15 protein-coding genes are annotated in these 16,713 nt (G+C 62.4%); 10 read left to right on the forward strand and 5 right to left on the reverse strand.

Annotated elements, in window-relative coordinates:
• Nucleotides 1-8 precede the first annotated feature (8 nt).
• The 3 genes from RA26_RS05770 (at nucleotide 9) to rpiB (ending at nucleotide 2,924) form a co-directional block, all read left to right on the forward strand.
• Nucleotides 9-1,244 (forward strand): aromatic ring-hydroxylating oxygenase subunit alpha, encoded by a 1,236-nt coding sequence (locus RA26_RS05770; RefSeq protein ID WP_039181204.1) that lies wholly within the window; start codon nucleotides 9-11, stop codon nucleotides 1,242-1,244.
• 4 nt (nucleotides 1,245-1,248) lie between these two features.
• Nucleotides 1,249-2,334, forward strand: a complete 1,086-nt coding sequence (locus RA26_RS05775; protein ID WP_039181206.1) for a hybrid-cluster NAD(P)-dependent oxidoreductase — start codon at nucleotides 1,249-1,251, stop codon at nucleotides 2,332-2,334.
• Between the two features lie 140 nt (nucleotides 2,335-2,474).
• Nucleotides 2,475-2,924: a ribose 5-phosphate isomerase B gene (rpiB, locus tag RA26_RS05780; protein WP_039181207.1), complete on the forward strand. Its 450-nt coding sequence runs from the start codon at nucleotides 2,475-2,477 to the stop codon at nucleotides 2,922-2,924.
• Nucleotides 2,925-2,965: 41 nt separating this feature from the next.
• Here the strand turns inward: rpiB and RA26_RS05785 are convergent, their stop codons facing one another.
• Complete coding sequence (locus tag RA26_RS05785; protein WP_039181210.1) at nucleotides 2,966-4,543, reverse strand: DUF5928 domain-containing protein; 1,578 nt, start codon at nucleotides 4,541-4,543, stop codon at nucleotides 2,966-2,968.
• Between the two features lie 142 nt (nucleotides 4,544-4,685).
• Between RA26_RS05785 and RA26_RS05790 the strand changes: the two genes are divergently transcribed.
• Nucleotides 4,686-5,504 (forward strand): sulfotransferase family protein, encoded by an 819-nt coding sequence (locus RA26_RS05790; protein ID WP_039181211.1) that lies wholly within the window; start codon nucleotides 4,686-4,688, stop codon nucleotides 5,502-5,504.
• A gap of 431 nt (nucleotides 5,505-5,935) precedes the next feature.
• Here the strand turns inward: RA26_RS05790 and ilvD are convergent, their stop codons facing one another.
• Both ilvD and RA26_RS05800 read right to left on the reverse strand, forming a co-directional pair.
• Nucleotides 5,936-7,780: a dihydroxy-acid dehydratase gene (ilvD, locus tag RA26_RS05795; RefSeq protein ID WP_039181212.1), complete on the reverse strand. Its 1,845-nt coding sequence runs from the start codon at nucleotides 7,778-7,780 to the stop codon at nucleotides 5,936-5,938.
• 135 nt (nucleotides 7,781-7,915) lie between these two features.
• Nucleotides 7,916-9,094, reverse strand: a complete 1,179-nt coding sequence (locus tag RA26_RS05800) for a benzoate/H(+) symporter BenE family transporter (protein WP_039181214.1) — start codon at nucleotides 9,092-9,094, stop codon at nucleotides 7,916-7,918.
• A 105-nt stretch (nucleotides 9,095-9,199) separates the two neighbouring features.
• On the opposite strand from RA26_RS05800, the gene RA26_RS05805 reads away from it, so the two are divergent.
• The 3 genes from RA26_RS05805 to smpB all read left to right on the forward strand — a co-directional run bounded on the left by RA26_RS05805 (nucleotide 9,200) and on the right by smpB (nucleotide 11,221).
• Entirely contained in the window at nucleotides 9,200-9,760 is a 561-nt protein-coding gene (locus RA26_RS05805) for a helix-turn-helix domain-containing protein (protein WP_039181217.1), read from the forward strand.
• A 78-nt stretch (nucleotides 9,761-9,838) separates the two neighbouring features.
• Nucleotides 9,839-10,693, forward strand: a complete 855-nt coding sequence (locus tag RA26_RS05810) for a DMT family transporter (RefSeq protein WP_039181220.1) — start codon at nucleotides 9,839-9,841, stop codon at nucleotides 10,691-10,693.
• Between the two features lie 45 nt (nucleotides 10,694-10,738).
• Nucleotides 10,739-11,221 (forward strand): SsrA-binding protein SmpB, encoded by a 483-nt coding sequence (smpB, locus tag RA26_RS05815; protein ID WP_019297314.1) that lies wholly within the window; start codon nucleotides 10,739-10,741, stop codon nucleotides 11,219-11,221.
• Nucleotides 11,222-11,233: 12 nt separating this feature from the next.
• Here smpB and RA26_RS05820 read toward each other — a convergent pair whose 3' ends face one another.
• Entirely contained in the window at nucleotides 11,234-12,451 is a 1,218-nt protein-coding gene (locus tag RA26_RS05820) for a leucine-rich repeat domain-containing protein (RefSeq protein ID WP_039181223.1), read from the reverse strand.
• 164 nt (nucleotides 12,452-12,615) lie between these two features.
• On the opposite strand from RA26_RS05820, the gene sseA reads away from it, so the two are divergent.
• The 3 genes from sseA (at nucleotide 12,616) to RA26_RS05835 (ending at nucleotide 15,225) form a co-directional block, all read left to right on the forward strand.
• Nucleotides 12,616-13,470, forward strand: a complete 855-nt coding sequence (sseA, locus tag RA26_RS05825; RefSeq protein WP_039181226.1) for a 3-mercaptopyruvate sulfurtransferase — start codon at nucleotides 12,616-12,618, stop codon at nucleotides 13,468-13,470.
• A gap of 3 nt (nucleotides 13,471-13,473) precedes the next feature.
• Nucleotides 13,474-14,658, forward strand: coding sequence for an amino acid aminotransferase (locus tag RA26_RS05830; RefSeq protein ID WP_039181228.1), 1,185 nt, complete (start codon nucleotides 13,474-13,476; stop codon nucleotides 14,656-14,658).
• A gap of 309 nt (nucleotides 14,659-14,967) precedes the next feature.
• Nucleotides 14,968-15,225 carry a hypothetical protein gene (locus RA26_RS05835; protein ID WP_039181231.1) on the forward strand — a complete coding sequence of 86 codons (258 nt, stop codon included), beginning with the start codon at nucleotides 14,968-14,970 and terminating at the stop codon, nucleotides 15,223-15,225.
• Between the two features lie 145 nt (nucleotides 15,226-15,370).
• Here the strand turns inward: RA26_RS05835 and RA26_RS05840 are convergent, their stop codons facing one another.
• The gene (locus RA26_RS05840) at nucleotides 15,371-16,705 is read right to left on the reverse strand and encodes an ammonium transporter (protein ID WP_039181234.1); all 1,335 of its coding nucleotides are present in this window, start codon (nucleotides 16,703-16,705) and stop codon (nucleotides 15,371-15,373) included.
• Nucleotides 16,706-16,713: the final 8 nt, after the last annotated feature.

Here is a 16,713-nt window from a genome sequence, read left to right on the forward strand (position 1 = left end):
AGAAGCAAATGCTTCACGACAGCGAAATTCTGGCCAAACTGGTGGCCCGTCAGAAAAACTATTCCCTGGAGCGGGCGTTTTATACCGATCCGGGCGTGCTGGATCTGGACATGCGCCAGATCTTCTACCGCGAGTGGCTGTTTGCCATTCCCGCCTGCGAGATCCCGAAGGCGGGCAACTTCGTGACCCATCAGGTCGGCGCCTACAACGTCATCATCGTGCGCGGCACCGATGGCGAAGTGCGTGCTTTCCACAACGCTTGCCGTCACCGCGGTTCGGTCGTGTGCAAGGCGAAGAAGGGCAATGCGCCCAAGCTGGTCTGCCCTTACCACCAGTGGACCTATGAGCTGGACGGCTCGCTCTTGTGGGCGCGCGACATGGGGCCGGATTTCGATGCCTCCAAACACGGGCTGAAGCCGGTGCATTGCCGTGATCTGGCTGGGCTGATCTACATCTGCCTGGCCGATGAGGCGCCGGATTTCGATGCCTTCGCAGCCGTGGCGCGGCCTTATCTGGAGCCGCATGATCTGGGCAACGCCAAGGTGGCCTTTGAAAGCTCGATCATCGAGAACGGCAACTGGAAGCTGGTCTGGGAGAACAACCGCGAGTGCTATCACTGCGGCGGCAACCACCCGTCGCTGTGCCGGACCTTCCCGGAAGACCCGTCCGTAACCGGCGTCGAGGGCGGCGAGACCCCGCCGCACCTGCAGAAGCATTTCGACCGGATCGAAGCGGCAGGCGTGCCGGCGCAGTTCCAGATTGATGCGCGTGGCCAGTACCGGGTGGCGCGGATGCCACTGAACGAGGGCGCCGAGAGCTATACCATGGACGGCAAGGCAGCTGTCGCCAAGAAGCTGGGCCGGGTGCCGTTTGCCGATGCGGGCACGCTGTTGAAGTTCCATTACCCGACCACCTGGAACCACTTCCTGCCGGATCATTCCATCGTGTTCCGGGTGACCCCGATCAGCCCGACCGAGACCGAAGTCACCACCAAATGGCTGGTGCACAAGGACGCGGTTGAAGGCCAGGATTATGACCTAAAGCGGCTGACCGAGGTCTGGGTTGCCACCAACGACGAGGACCGCATCGTGGTCGAGGACAATCAGCGCGGCATCAACTCACCCGCTTATGAGCCCGGTCCCTATTCGGAAGTGCAGGAAAGCGGCGTTATCCAGTTCTCCAACTGGTACGCCGAGCATCTGACCCGCGCGCTGACCGGCCGCCACCTGATCGCGGCGGAGTAAGCGCATGGGACTGCAGGCCAATTTCGAGACGCTGGATGAAACTCTGGCGTGGAAGGACGACGAGATGCTGGAATGCGTCTCTGTCGTGCCGGAAGCGCCGAACACCGCCACCTTCAGCTTCCGCGCACCTTCGGGCGCGTGGTTCAAGTACCAGCCGGGCCAGTTCCTGACGCTGGAGCTGCCGGTGCCGGGCGGCACCGTCTGGCGCACCTACACGATCAGCTCGTCGCCTTCGCGGCCCTTGTCGATCTCGGTGACGGTGAAGGCGCAGGCCGACAGCATCGGTACCCGCTGGATGCTGGACAATCTGAAACCGGGCATGTTCCTCAGGGCCTCTGGCCCGGCAGGCGTGTTCACCCTGCCGAAACGGCCGAACGGCAAGTTCCTGTTCATCTCCGCAGGTTCCGGCATCACGCCGAGCCTGTCGATGACGCAGTATCTGTTTGATCGCGGCCAGTCGCCGGACGTTTGTTTCATTAACTGCGCCAAGCGGCCCAGCGAGATCATCGCGCGGCGCCAGCTGGAGGGCATGGCGGCGCGGGTGCCGGGGATCAAGCTGCATTTCGTGGTGGAAGAGGACGACCCCTATCAGGTTTGGACCGGCTACCGCGGGCAGCTGAACCAGATCATGCTGGGTCTGATTGCCGGCGATTACCTAGAGCGCGAGATCTACTGCTGCGGGCCGGAGCCGTTCATGCAGGCGGTGCGCGACATGCTGAACGGCCTCGGCTTTGACATGGAGAACTACAACCAGGAAAGCTTTGGCGCGCCGGTCGAGACCGAGGCAGATGCGCCGGAGCTGGACGATGTGGTTCCCGAGGAAACCGCCGCCGCAGAGATCAGCTTTGCCGCGTCGGGCGTCACTGCCACTTGCACCGAAACCGATACAGTGCTGGCAGTTGCCAAGGCGTCGGGCCTCAACATCCCGTCGGGCTGCACCTTCGGCATCTGCGGCACCTGCAAGGTCAAGAAGACCGCGGGCGATGTGCATATGGTCCACAACGGCGGCATCTCAGAGGAAGACGTGGAGGCCGGGTACATCCTGGCCTGCTGCTCCAACCCGATTGGCCGGGTCGAAGTGGACATCTGATCTGACGGAGGGCCTCCCGCTGGCCCTCCGCTCCCTTCTGGTCCGGGCCTGCGGCGATAAAGGGATTGACGCCGCGCCCGTCCCTTGGTCAACACGGGGCCAAGCCTCATACCCCCGTTGCGACACAGGACCATCAGACCATGACTGCCAGCAAGCGCATTGCACTTTCCAGCGACCACGCCGCCATCGAGCTGCGCAAGGCCGTTGCCGCCCATATCGAAGCCCAGGGCTGGGAGGTCGAGGACATCGGCCCGCAAACCCCGGAAAGCACCCATTACCCCAAGCATGGCGCGGCCGCGGCAGAGCTGGTCGCCTCTGGCGACTGCGCGCTGGGCATTGTCCTGTGCGGCACCGGCCAGGGCATCATGATGGCAGCCAACAAGGTGAAGGGCATCCGCTGCGGTGTTTGCTCCGACACGTTCTCGGCCAAGATGATCCGCGCCCACAACGACGCCAACATGCTTTCGATCGGCGCCCGTGTGGTCGGCGAAGGGCTGGCGCTGGAAATCGTCGATGCCTTTCTGGGCACTGAGTTCGAGGGCGGCCGCCACGGCACCCGCGTCGACATGATCAAGGCGCTGGAAGACTAAATTCCGTCACTGGTTTTGATGCGGGGCGGCATTGCCCCGTGTCAGTCGGCAAACAGATAGTCAGTCCCGGCAATCTGCCGGGCCTTGTCTTCGGTCAGGTTCAGGAAGCCGCTGAGTTCGCCCGCGTTTGCCTCTGGACTGCTGCTCTCTCGTATCTTGTAGAGCTTGTTGAAGCCTGCATCACGGATGCGGTCGCTTTCATGCAGGATGTCATTGCGGATTGTCGGCAGCAGCCGCTCCAGCGTTTGCTGTGGAGTGCGTTCGCCTGCCAGCCCAACACGGTGGGCATGACCGATCAGATAATCGTCGCTGAAGTCGCACTCGATGTGCAGAAAGCGCGTCGATGACCGGTCCGAATGAAAATCATTCATCAGGTCGATGGCGCCAGGGTCAAGGCAGATGATCATTTGGTCGGATTCATAATATTCAAACAGCATCCGCATCAGCGCCCGGCGGTGGCGGGTGCGTTTCATCAGCGCCGCCTGAATGCCGCCGAGGTCGGGAAGGGGAGTGTCCTCCTCGTCGAACAGGTATTCGATCGCCGGAATGTTGGTGACCTGGCGGATCTGTTCCAGCAGCCGCTTGGCGACATGCCATTTCTTGCAGACCACGATCAGCAGTTCGCGTTCCCGGCCGAGGGTGCTTTCTGTCTCCCAGAACCGCGGCGCAAAGCGGCGTCCGTCGCGGCCGCGCTGGGCCAGGAATTTGTAGAGGCTGCGCCCCTCATTGGAAATCTGGAAGTCCACGCCCTGCGCCGCATAAAGCCGTCCGAGCCGTGACTTCAGCTCCTTGGCTTCGGGGCTGATCTTGCGGGCGAACAGAAAGTCCTGGCTTAGCAGCAGGTCATAGTGGTCGTTGTAGAAGTTCACCGGCATTCCGTAGTCGGTGAACATCAGAAAGGTGAGGGTTCGGGCCTCGATTTCCGCTTCCGGGATGAGGTGGCGCACCAGGGTTTGAAAGAAGGTTTCATCCGGAATCCAGGTGGTCCGGAAGAAGCGGATTACATCGCGGCGCTTGCGGATAAACCCCAGGATCCACTCGACAGTGCGGCGGCGCAGGCACCACCACTGGCTGCCGATCTGAACCTGGATGTCGGCGGGGATCTCCCGCTGCAGCCCGAGCCGTTTCTGCAGTTCGTGGCTCCAGTAAAACAGCTGCTTGTGCTTGCGCTCGTTGAAGAAGTGGCGGTAGATCAGCCGCTCCTCTTTCATGCCGGTCTTGATCCAGTCGCTTTCGAAGAAGTCGAAGCTCTCGATGAAGTCCTTGTCGTGCTCGTCCAGGAAGCGGTGGGCGTATTCCGCCGTTTTCACCGCCATGCAGTCACCTGACAGCATGTAGAAGTGGGTGGCGCGCGGAAATTCCTCAACGGCGCTGCGCAGGGCGTGCAGAGTGGCTTCGACCAGCGACCATTCCCCCCAGCCGCATTTGATCCGCTGCCTGGCAAAAGTGACGTTGGGGTTGTCCGCCAGCTCCGACCGGATCCGCTGGTAATCTTCCGGTGCCGCCCGCCCGTCGAAGTGAATCGCCATGCAGTCGCCGACCGCGGTCAGGCGCTCAGCCTGCTGGATGATCGCGTCGGGGTTTTTATGGCACAGCAGAATATATGCGATTTTTGCCATTGGGGGGACGGACTGCCTTGTTCTGCCTGATTGTTTACCTTGATAAGCGTGCTGCACGCACGAATAAACCAGATAGTTCCCGTTTCGGTAAACATATGCGATTACTGCTGGGAACAGGCAAAGACAGACAAGAGGGCGGCAGATGGGGTTTCCCGGCACCTGGATGACGGAAAGTGAAAGTGTGGTCTACCGGGTGGTGCCAAAATGCGCCTGCTCGACTATCGGGCAGATCCTCTATTATTCGGACCATGGACGGTTCTTTGACGGCGACATTCATGACGCCAAGGACGGGCTGCACAAATGGGCGCTGGAGCACAGCCAGGAGCCGATCACCCGTAATGTGCAGGGGCGGCAGTCCTATGCTTTTACCTGCGTGCGCAACCCCTATACCCGCATCCTGTCGTCTTTCTTCGACAAGATCTGCGGCATTCAGCGCAACGGCAAGCGCTACCGCGGCAACCTGGTGCCCAAGCTGGCTTACGAATACGGCATTGAGGTCGGCGGCGAGGATGGCAAGCAGGAGTTCGACCAGATCGCCAGCTTCCGCCGGTTTTTGCTGTTTGCGCGCGACACCATCCGCTGGCGCCGCCCGATGGACCCGGACATTCACTGGTCGGCTATGTCGGGGCATGTGTCGACCTTCATCCTGAACGGCGGGCGCTACAACCGGATCTTCTGGACCGAGGCGTTCAATGACGGGATGCAGGGCGTGCTGGACGCGATTGAGACGCCGCATGCCGTCGACCTGGCCGCAATCCCGCGCTTCAACGAAAGCGAAGGCCACGGCCCCAAGCGCGCGCATCCGGTGGAGGCGTACTTCGACGACCTGTCGATGCATCTGGTCTACGAGATCTACAAGCGCGACTTCGAGCTATTCAAATACGACTTCGAGAACCCGGGCAACAAAATGCCGATGGGCGAGATCGACCTCGATGAGGTGCATGCCAAGCTGGGGGAATAGGGGCTCCCGCGCCCAGCCGCAGCATCACAGATGCAGCGCCAAGCCTTGGGCCCGGCGCCGCGGGCGCGGCGCAGGCGTGTGCCGCAATCGGCCGTTTGGCTTCACCTTTGGCTAAATACTCCCGCCGGAGGCACGCCGTGCGTCAGAACGGCGCCGCGCCCAACGCCGCGTGGCGTGCTGGCGTCAGCCAGCAGGCTGCAGCGGGGGCGGGAGATCTAAGGTGTTGAAGGAAATTTGCTGAGAAGCGGTTCAGGGGCAGGTGCGCCCTGAACGCGCCTTGTCCATTGTGAAGCCCCTGATGCCGCCTCAAGGGCAAGCGGCTGCGCCGCCGCGCTTTGCGCGGCCCTTGACCCGGCCTCAGGAGCGGAGGCCAAAAGAAAACCCGCCGCGATTAGGGCGGCGGGTTCTGTGTGCTCCAGGTCTGAGCAGTATCAGTCTTCGTCGGGCAGCGCGCGTACCGCGCCTTTGGCCGCCGAGGTGGCCAGCAGCGCGTAGGCCTTCAGCGCCTTGGAGACCTTGCGCTTGCGCGGCTCCGCGGGTTTCCAGCCCTTGGCGTCCTGCTCTTCGCGGCGCGCGGCCAGCTCTTCGTCGGAGACCGCCAGATGGATCGAGCGGTTGGGGATATCGATCTCGATCTTGTCGCCCTGACGCACCAGGCCGATAGTGCCGCCTTCGGCCGCCTCGGGCGAGACATGGCCGATCGACAGACCGGAGGTGCCGCCGGAGAAACGCCCGTCGGTCAGGAGGGCGCATTTTTTTCCGAGGCCCTTCGATTTCAGATAGGAGGTCGGATACAGCATTTCCTGCATGCCCGGACCGCCGCGCGGGCCTTCATAGCGGATCACCACCACGTCGCCTTCGGTCACTTTGCCGGTCAGGATGTCATTCACTGCCTGATCCTGGCTTTCGCAAACATAGGCGGTACCGGTGAAGGTCAGGTTGCTGGCGTCCACGCCTGCGGTTTTCACAATGCAGCCGTCCAGCGCGATGTTGCCGAACAGAACCGCAAGGCCACCGTCCTGGCTGAAGGCGTGCTCCTTGGAGCGGATCACACCGTTTTCACGGTCGTTGTCCAGCTCTTTGTAGCGGTTTGACTGGCTGAACGCCTGCGTGGTGCGCACGCCGCCGGGTGCCGCTTTGAACAGCTCTTCAGCTTCGGGGTTGTTGGCAACCTTGATGTCCCATTTGGCGATGGCTTCGCCCATGGTCGAGGAGTGCACGGTGCTGCAGTGGTTGTGCAGCAGGCCGGCACGAGACAGCTCGCCCAGGATTGAGAAGATGCCGCCGGCACGGTGGACGTCTTCCATGTGCACGTTCGCTGTGTTCGGCGCCACCTTGCACAGGCAGGGCACCTTGCGGCTGAGGGCGTCCATGTGGGACATGTTGAAATCCACCTCGCCCTCGTTGGCGATGGCCAGGAGGTGCAACACGGTGTTGGTGGAACCGCCCATGGCGATATCCAGGCTCATTGCGTTCTCGAAGGCCTCAAACGTGGCGATCTCGCGCGGCAGGAAGCCCTTTTCCTCGTCCTGGTAGTGGCGCTTGGTGATCTCGACGATCTTGCGCCCCGCTTCAAGGAACAGGCCCTTGCGGTCGGCATGGGTGGCCAGCGTCGAGCCGTTGCCCGGCAGTGCCAGGCCAAGGGCCTCGGCCAGGCAGTTCATCGAGTTTGCGGTGAACATGCCCGAGCACGACCCGCAGGTGGGGCAGGCGTTTTCCTCGATATGCTTCACCTGATCGTCGGTGAACTTGTCATCCGCCGCCGCGACCATAGCATCCACCAGGTCGATCTTTTTCATGTCCAGATCGGCAATGTCGATCTTGCCCGCTTCCATCGGGCCGCCGGACACGAAGATCGCCGGGATGTTGAGGCGCATGGCGGCCATCAGCATGCCCGGAGTGATCTTGTCGCAGTTGGAAATGCAGACCATGGCGTCCGCACAGTGTGCGTTGACCATGTATTCGACGCTGTCGGCGATCACTTCGCGCGAAGGCAGCGAATACAGCATGCCGTCATGGCCCATGGCGATACCGTCATCCACCGCGATGGTGTTGAATTCCTTGGCGACGCCGCCTGCTGCCTCGACCTCGCGGGCGACCATCTGGCCCAGGTCCTTGAGGTGCACATGGCCGGGCACGAACTGGGTGAAGGAGTTGACGATGGCGATGATCGGCTTGCCGAAGTCATCATCTTTCATGCCGGTTGCGCGCCACAGTCCGCGCGCGCCCGCCATATTGCGGCCATGGGTGGAGGTTCTGGATCGGTACATCGGCATCTGAGCGCTTCCCTTTGAATTTGACCCCAAACACACGATTTGCGCAATAAAGGCAACCTGCCGGGGCGTGGTTCGGTAATTTTGGCGCAGATTGCGCCGGAATTTGTTGGCGGTTTCTGTTTTGCGGCGGCACTGTCAGACGCGGGCCGGGGCGGGGGCGGGGCTGCGCAGCCAGTGATTCACCAGAAGGCCCAGCACCAGCGCCCAGAACGGCGCGCCGATTCCATAGAAACTGATGCCGGAGACCGTGGTCATGAAGGTGATGAGCGCGGCCTCGCGCCCCTGCGGCGGGGCCAGCGCGGCGGAGAGGCTGTTGCCGATGGTTGCCAGCAGCGCAAGACCTGCAACGGTGGCAACAAGCGCCTTGGGTGCGATCAGGAACAGGCTGATGACGGTGGCGCCGCCAAGCCCCACCAGGATGTATACAAGGCCCGTCATCACGCCCGCCAGATAGCGGGTGTCCGGGTTCTCATCCGCCTCCGGGCCTGCGCAGATGGCGGCGGTGATGGCAGCGAGGTTGAAGGCAAAGCCGCCGAAGGGGGCAAGCAGCAGCGACGCCAGGCCGGTTACGGTGAGGCTGGCGGAAACCGGCGGTTCATATCCGCAGGCTTTCAGCGCCACCACGCCGGGCATGTTCTGCGAGGACATGGTGACGATGTAGAGCGGCAGGCCGATACCGATGAGCACCGGCAATGAGAAGGCGGGCATGACGAATTCGGGGCGAGCGAGCGTCAGGTCCAGTGCCTCCAGGCTGCCGAAGGCGCCGGTGGCGGCACACCAAGCGACGCCTGCAGCCAGCACTGCGGGGATGGTATAGCGCGGGAAAAGCTTGCGTCCGGCTAGGAAGGTGAGCCCCATCACCGCCACCATTGCGGTGTCGGTCTGCAGCGAGGTGAAGGCGGAGAGACCGAACTGGAACAGGATGCCTGCCAGCATGGCGCTGGCCAGGCTGTCCGGTATCAGGCGGGAGAGGGCGGCGAACCAGCCGGTGATGCCAGTGAGGGTCAGGAGCACTGCGCAGAGGAGGAATGCGCCTACCGCCTCTGCCAGCGGCACGCCGTTGAGGCTGACCGCCAGCAGCGCCGCGCCGGGCGTCGACCAGGCGGTCAGGATCGGCATCCGGTAGATCAGCGACAGGATCAGGCAGGTGATCCCCATGCCGAGCCCAAGCACCAGCATCCAGCTGTTGGCCTGGGCCTGGGTGGCGCCCACGGCCTCGATCGCCTGGAAGATGATGGCGACCGATCCGGTATAGCCGACCAGCACGGCAACCGCGCCAGAGACGAGATGCGATAGCTTCAGATCCTTGAGCATGCGGGTTTTCCTGTGGTGCCGGATGGGATAGGAGTGCTGTGCGTTATAGCGCACACTACAGTCTGTGCGTTATAGCGCACAAGGGGCTTTTTTAGGGCGGCGGATATGAGCGATGACGGCATCACCCTGAACCTGCGGGAAATCCGCGCGGCGGCGGGGCTTAGCCTCAGCAAGGCGGCAGAGGCCACAGGTGTCAGCAAGGCCATGCTGGGGCAGATCGAACGCGGCGAATCAAGCCCGACGATTGCCACGCTGTGGAAGATTGCCAAAGGGTTCCACCTGCCGCTAACGGCCCTTCTAGGTGAGGCCGCGCGACCGGTGAGCGCAGCCACCGGCGTCTATGAGACGGTCCAGTTTCCAGGCAGCATCGGCGTCAAGATCGTCTTTCCCTTTGATCCGCTGCTGGGTGCGGAGACCTTTCAGGTGACGCTGAAACCCGGTCAGAGCCATCAGTCGCAGCCGCATGACACCGGTGTGACCGAGGAAGTCTATGTGCTGCACGGGTCCATGGAGGTGCTGCGCGATGGCCAATGGGTGGCGCTGGAGCCGGGGCAGGGGCTGCGCTTTGCCGCCGACCAGCCGCATGGCTACCGGAGCCTTGGGACCGGCGCGGCGTTCCTCAACATGCATCACTACCTGCAGGCGGTTCTGACGCAGCGGGATTGATCTGCTTTACTTGTGTATCTTTCTCAAGCTGCCTACCAATTGCGCAAGTGATTGAGTTTTCAGGATTTGGAGCCGGGAATGGATACGCTGCGCGGAAGCCTTCTGATGGTGCTGGCCATGGCCGCCTTTGCGCTGGAGGACATGTTCATCAAATCCGCGGCCCTTGCGTTGCCGGTGGGGCAGATCCTGATCCTGTTCGGGCTGGGCGGCATGGCAATCTTTGGAGCGATGGCGCGTGCGCAAGGGCATGCTCCTTGGCACCCGGGCTTTGGCACGCGCCCGATGCTGTGGCGTTCTTTGGCGGAGGTCGTCGGTCGCCTGTGCTTCACTTTGGCAATTGCGCTGACGCCCTTGTCCTCGGCCTCGGCCATCCTTCAGGCGACGCCGCTGGTGGTGGCGGCCGGCGCGGTGGTGTTTTTTGGCGAGAAGGTGGGTTGGCGACGCTGGCTGGCGATTGGGTTGGGGTTTGCCGGGGTGCTTTTGATACTTCGGCCGGGGCTCAGCGGGTTTGAGCCGGCCTCGCTGTTTGCGGTCGCGGGTACTTTGGGCTTTGCGGGCCGCGATCTGGCGACCCGCGCGGCGCCCAAAGACATGAGCAACAACCAGCTGGGATTTCTGGGGTTCGCCATGCTGGTGGTTGCCGGGATCATTGCCTTGGGCTGGACCGGCGGTGCGGTTTGGCCAGCGCCGAGCAACTGGCTGGATATCGCCGCTGCCACGTTGATCGGGGTGATTGCCTATAACGCGCTCTCGGGCGCTATGCGGGCGGGGGAGATCTCTGTCATTGCACCGTTCCGCTACACAAGGCTGGTCTTTGCCATGGTGCTGGGGGTGCTGGTATTCGGCGAACGTCCCGACACCCTGACGCTGATTGGCAGTGCTGTGATTGTCGGCAGTGGTGTTTTCACGCTGCTGCGCAGCCGTAAAGCGTGAACCTCGTCTTGCGCCCGCCGGTGTGCGGCCTTACATCTGCCGCCCATGGCCAAGAAGAAGCAGACATCAGACCCGAACTATAAGGTGATCGCCGAGAACCGGCGGGCGCGCTTTGATTACGCAATCGAGGACGATATCGAATGCGGCATCGTGCTGGAGGGGTCCGAGGTCAAGGCGCTGCGCGGCAACGGCACCAACATCGCGGACAGCTATGCTGCGGTGGAAGAGGGCGAGTTGTGGCTGGTGAACTCCTACATTCCACCATACGCGCAGGCCAAGGTGTTCAAGCATGAGGAACGCCGCCGCCGCAAGCTGCTGGTCTCGCGCAAGGAACTGTCGGACCTGTGGAACCTGACCCAGCGCAAGGGCATGACTCTGGTGCCGCTGGTGATCTATTTCAACCACAAGGGCCGCGCCAAGATCAAACTGGGCATTGCCAAGGGTAAGAAGCTGCACGACAAGCGCGAGACCCAGGCCAAGCGCGACTGGGGCCGCCAGAAGCAGCGGCTGCTGAAGGACGCACGGTAGGCATCAGTTCTGTCAGTCTTGCTGCCCTGCGCCGGTAACGTATTTGGCAATCTGCTTTCTCCCAAGCAGCCGCCTGTGCGGTCCGCCTTCAGGTCCGGCGTACAGGATCCTGAGGTTTTCGGTCCTGAGCAGCGGCAGGAGAACATCTCGAGGCAAGCCAATGGCCCGCAAGATAGTCAGGTTTTTCAGGCCTTCGAGCGGTTGCAGGTCCCGGATACCTGTGCCGGAAATGCCAAGTTCCTTCAGATCTGGCATGTGCCGGGCCGGCGCCAGGCTGGTCACCGCAGTGCCAATTGCCGAGAGTTTTTGAAGGCTGCTCCCCGCAAGCGGCTCAAGACTGCTGACAGCTGTGCCGTCCAAAACCACAGTGTGAAGCGCGGACAGGTTTGACAGGGGCGCGAGGTCTTGGACTTGCGTGTTCGCAAGTTCCAGTTCCGCCAGCCTGCCTGCGCTTGCCAAGGGCGAAAGGTCGGCGACGTGGCTGCCTGTCAGGACCAGAGTATGAAGGGCGGGTTTGTTCTGCAGCCCCTCCAGGCTTTGCAGGCGGCTTCCGTCAGCGCGCAGCATTTGCAGGTTGCTGGAGGCCGCCAGCGGTGCCAGGCTTTGGACCGGGCATCCGGATATCCAGACCACACGCAGGTTCGCGGCAGCAAGCGGTGCCAGCTCGGAAATGCCGGTGTTGAATGCCAGCAGGTTTTCGAGCGTTGCGACCCCTTCCAGGGGGGTCAGATCCGTAACGCCGGTGCCGGCAATATTCAGGCTTCGCAAACGGGTGTAACCGTGCAGGAAAGAAAGATCTGTTACCTCCCGGATACCCCAAACGGACAAGTGCTCAAGCCCGGTCATTTGCGTCAGCGGGGAAAAGTCGGGCGACTGCACAGAATCAAGGCTAAGCCGCCGCAACTCCGGCAGACTGGTCAGTGGCGTCAGGCTGGAAACGGTAAGCCCCACCAATGCCAGCTTCTCCAGGCCGGGAAGCTGAGCCAGTGGTGAAAGATCCAACGGGTTTTCAAATCCCGGTTCTGCGACCAGTGACAGCTCGGTCAAATGCTGAAACTGTGTCAGTTCCTGTAAGTCTGATGTGGTGCCGCCTATCCGGAAACTCGCCTTTAAGTCATTGCCAAATATGCATGTATTTCCAAATTTGATGCATTCGGCCAGCGCAGAGGACGGTGCGGAAAAACAGGCGGACATCAAGATAAATGCGAGTAAACTGCGCAGACGGGGCATTCGATTACCTTTTCAAAATGTGCGGCAAGTATGCGGGCAACTTGTTGCTGCTCCGTAAAACACGCGCAAGATGTGTGCATAAGCTAGTGAGGGGACAGGATAGCTTGCACCGCTTAGCTGCGGGATGTACCCATGGCGCTATACGCAGATAGGGAGACGCTTTGATGCAGGACGATCCGAAGACGCTGGTTTCCACGGACTGGCTTGCCGCCCATCTGAAGGACCCGGATCTGCGGGTTCTGGACGCGTCCTGGTATCTGCCGCAGCAGGGGCGGGACGCTAGGGCGGAGTATGAGGCCGCCCACATTCCCGGCGCGCGGTTCTTTGATATTGATGAGATTTCCGACAACCGCTCTGACCTGCCGCATATGGTGCCGCCGGTTGAAAAATTCATGTCCAAGCTGCGCGCCATGGGCGTCGGCGACGGCCACCAGGTGGTGGTCTACGACGGCGCCGGCCTGTTCTCAGCGGCCCGCGTCTGGTGGCTGTTCCGGCTGATGGGACAGACCAATGTTGCGGTGCTGGACGGCGGCTTCCCGAAATGGCAGGCCGAGGGCCAACCGGTCGAGGATCTGCCGCCGGTGATCCGCGACCGCCACATGACCGTGCGGGTGCAGAACCACATGGTGCGTGACGTGACCCAGGTCTCTGCCGCCGCCAAGCTGGGTGATCATGAAATCATCGATGCCCGTTCGGCCGAGCGTTTCCGCGGCGACGCGCCGGAGCCGCGCGAGGGCCTGCGCGTAGGCCACATTCCCGGTTCGCGCAACGTGCCCTTTGGCCAGGTGCTGAACGCCGATGGCACCATGAAAGACGCTGATGGCATCCGCGCTGCCTTTGAGGCCGCTGGCGCCGACCTGAGCAAACCTGCGATTACTTCCTGCGGATCGGGCGTTACCGCCGCCATCCTCAGCCTCGCCCTGGAGCGCATCGGTAAGACCGATCATTCACTCTATGACGGGTCCTGGGTGGAGTGGGGTGCCTTCCCGACCCTTCCCGTTGCTACCGGAGAGAACTGAGCAATGTTCGAGACCCTGAAACCCCAGCCCGCTGACAAGATCCTGGCGCTGATGCAGATGTATCGCGACGACCCGCGCGCGGACAAGATCGACCTTGGCGTCGGCGTCTACAAGAACGCCGAGGGCGTCACTCCGGTGATGCGTGCGATCAAGGCTGCTGAGCACAAGCTGTGGGAAGAGCAGACCAGCAAGTCCTATGTCGGACTGGCCGGCGATCCGGCCTACTCAGACGCGATGATCAAGCTGATCCTGGGTGATGCGGTTGCGCGTGAGAACATCGCAGCGGCGGCAACCCCCGGCGGCACCGGTGCTGTGCGGCAGGCGTTTGAACTGATCAAGATGGCCAACGCCAAGGCGCGCGTCTTTGTGTCGGATCCGACTTGGCCGAACCACGTGTCGATCCTGAACTATGTTGGCATCGAAACCGTCGTCTACCGCTACTTCGACCGTGACACCCGCGGAGTGAACTTCGACGGCATGATGGAAGACCTGAAAGGCGCGCAGAAGGGCGACGTGGTGTTGCTGCACGGCTGCTGCCACAACCCGACCGGCGCCAACCTCAACGAGGTGCAGTGGAAAGAAATCATTGCGCTGCTGAACGAGCGCGGCCTGATCCCGATGATCGACATTGCCTATCAGGGCTTTGGCGACGGCCTGGAAGAAGACGCGCTGGGCGTGCGCCTTGTGGCCTCCAGCTGCCCCGAGACACTGATTGCCGCCAGCTGCTCCAAGAACTTCGGCATATACCGCGAGCGCACCGGCCTGCTGATGGCTGTCTCCAACGACGCGGGCGCACAAGCGCTGAACCAGGGCACCCTGGCGTTTTTGAACCGGCAGAACTACTCCTTCCCGCCGGATCACGGCGCGCGTCTGGTGACCATGATCCTCAACGACGATGCTCTGCGCGCCGACTGGGCGGCTGAGCTGGAAGAGGTGCGTCTTGGCATGCTGGGCCTGCGCCAAAGCCTCGCGGATGAACTGCAGCGCCTGACCGGCTCCGACCGGTTCAGCTTCATCGCCCAGCACCGCGGCATGTTCTCGCTCTTGGGAACCACGCCGGAGCTGGTCGAGAAGATGCGCGTGGACAATGGCATCTACATGGTCGGCGACAGCCGCCTGAACATTGCAGGCCTCAACGCGCAGACCGTGCCGGTGCTGGCCAAGGCGATTGTCGACGCCGGCGTTTGAGCCTCAGGCACTTTGAAATTTGGGAACGCGCTCTTTCAAGGGCGCGTTTTTTCTTGGGACGGTGCCTAAGACTTTTCAGAAAACTGTGCGGGCAAGAGCGGCGAATGGCGGCTTTGCGAAGCCAGTGCTCCCGCGCCTGGCTGCGTGACTTGGCTGCGCCAAGGCCCTTTCAGGCTTGGGCGTGGCACCGCTGACGCGGTGCGGAAGACCGCTTGACGCTAGGTCAGGCGCGATTGGGCGACGGAAACGCTGAAGGCATGCGTTTGTGCTTGCGGAATTCACATAGCAACACAGCCTAGGAGACCTGAAATGACCCTCGTGAAATCTGCCCTTGCCGTGATCCTGTCCGCCGCGGTTGCCTTGCCAATGACTGCCCCGGCTTTTGCTGCAAACGGCGAGGTTATCGACCGGGTTGAAAACCGCGCTGACCGCCGCGAGAACCGCCGGGATGAAGCCGTCGACACCGGTGTTTGGGACGTGGTTGAGGATCATCTGGACCGCGCCGAAGACCGCCGCGATTACCGCGACCAGAAGGCGCCCAAGGTGATTGTTGTCCCTCAGGGCTGAGCCCGTCCCGCGCCGCACCAGCGGCGCCCGGCCCAACAGGGAGGGGGCATCTCTTGATGATCCTGCACCTGGCGGGAGCCCGCCGCCGAAACGCAAGCGCGGCGCCTGAAACAGGCGCCGCGCTTTTTGTCATCTGGGTTCGCATTCAGCTCGGCGAAAACTCCGGATAAGCCTCCATGCCCAGTTCCGCCATGTCGAGCCCGTTGACCTCATCTTCTTCCTCCACCCGGATGCCGGTGGTTGCACGCAGGATGATCCAGACCACTGCAGAGGCGGAAACCGTGAACACACCTACCACGGCGATGCCGGTCAGCTGGGTCAGCAGGCTGGCTTCGGGATTCGACAGAACCACTGCCACAGTACCCCAGATGCCGCAGAGCAGGTGCACCGGGATGGCGCCGACCACGTCGTCGATCTGCAGCTTGTCCAGCAGCGGCACGGTGAAGACCACGATCACGCCGCCTATGGCACCGATCAAGGTGGCCAGGCCCAGGCCCGGGGTCAGCGGCTCAGCGGTGATCGCCACCAGGCCGGCCAGCGCGCCGTTCAGGATCATGGTCAGGTCAGGCTTCTTGAACAGGAGTTGGGTCAGGATCAGCGCGGCCACTGCACCGCCTGCCGCGGCGGCATTGGTGTTGGAGAAGATGCGGCTGATGTCAGCCACGTCGCCGATCGAGCCCATCGCCAGCTGCGAGCCGCCGTTGAAGCCGAACCAGCCCATCCAAAGGATGAAGGTGCCAAGGGTTGCTAGCGCCAGATTGGAGCCGGGCATCGGGATGGTCTTGCCGTCCTTGTACTTGCCGATGCGCGGGCCGAGGATCAGCGCGCCGGTCAGCGCGGCCCAGCCGCCCACCGAATGCACCACGGTAGAACCTGCGAAATCCAGGAAACCCATCTGCTCCAGGAAGCCACCGCCCCATTTCCAGCTGGCCTGGAACGGATAGATCACGGCGGTCAGTATGATGGTGAAGATCAGGAACGGCCACAGCTTGATGCGCTCTGCCAGGGTGCCCGACACGATCGAGGCGGTGGCGGCACAGAACATCAGCTGAAAGAAGAAGTCGGAGCCGGTGGAGGCATAGGAGTAATCATCCGCACCTTCCGCGGTGATCCCGACCGCCTCCAGCACCCCGGGGCCAAAGACACCGGACAGCACGCCGTCAATGGCCCAATTGCCCAGCGGATACATCAGGTTATAGCCGATCAGCCAGTAGAACACGGCGGCCAGAGAGAACAGCGCCATATTCTTGGTCAGCTGCATGGTGACGTTCTTGGAGCGCACCAGGCCGGCCTCTAGCATGGCAAAGCCTGCTGCCATCCAGAACACCAGGCAGCCGCCGATCAGGAACAGCAGCGAGTTCAGGATGAACACGGTGTCCGTGGAGGGATTCACGCCCGGGGCCGGGCCGTCCTGGGCCAGCGCCAGGCTTGGCAGTGCCGCCAGTGCCAGCGCCGCAAGGGGGAGTTTCAGGGTCTTCATTAGTCTTT

It is taken from the genome of Leisingera sp. ANG-M7 (assembly GCF_000813965.1).
Lineage (GTDB): Bacteria > Pseudomonadota > Alphaproteobacteria > Rhodobacterales > Rhodobacteraceae > Leisingera.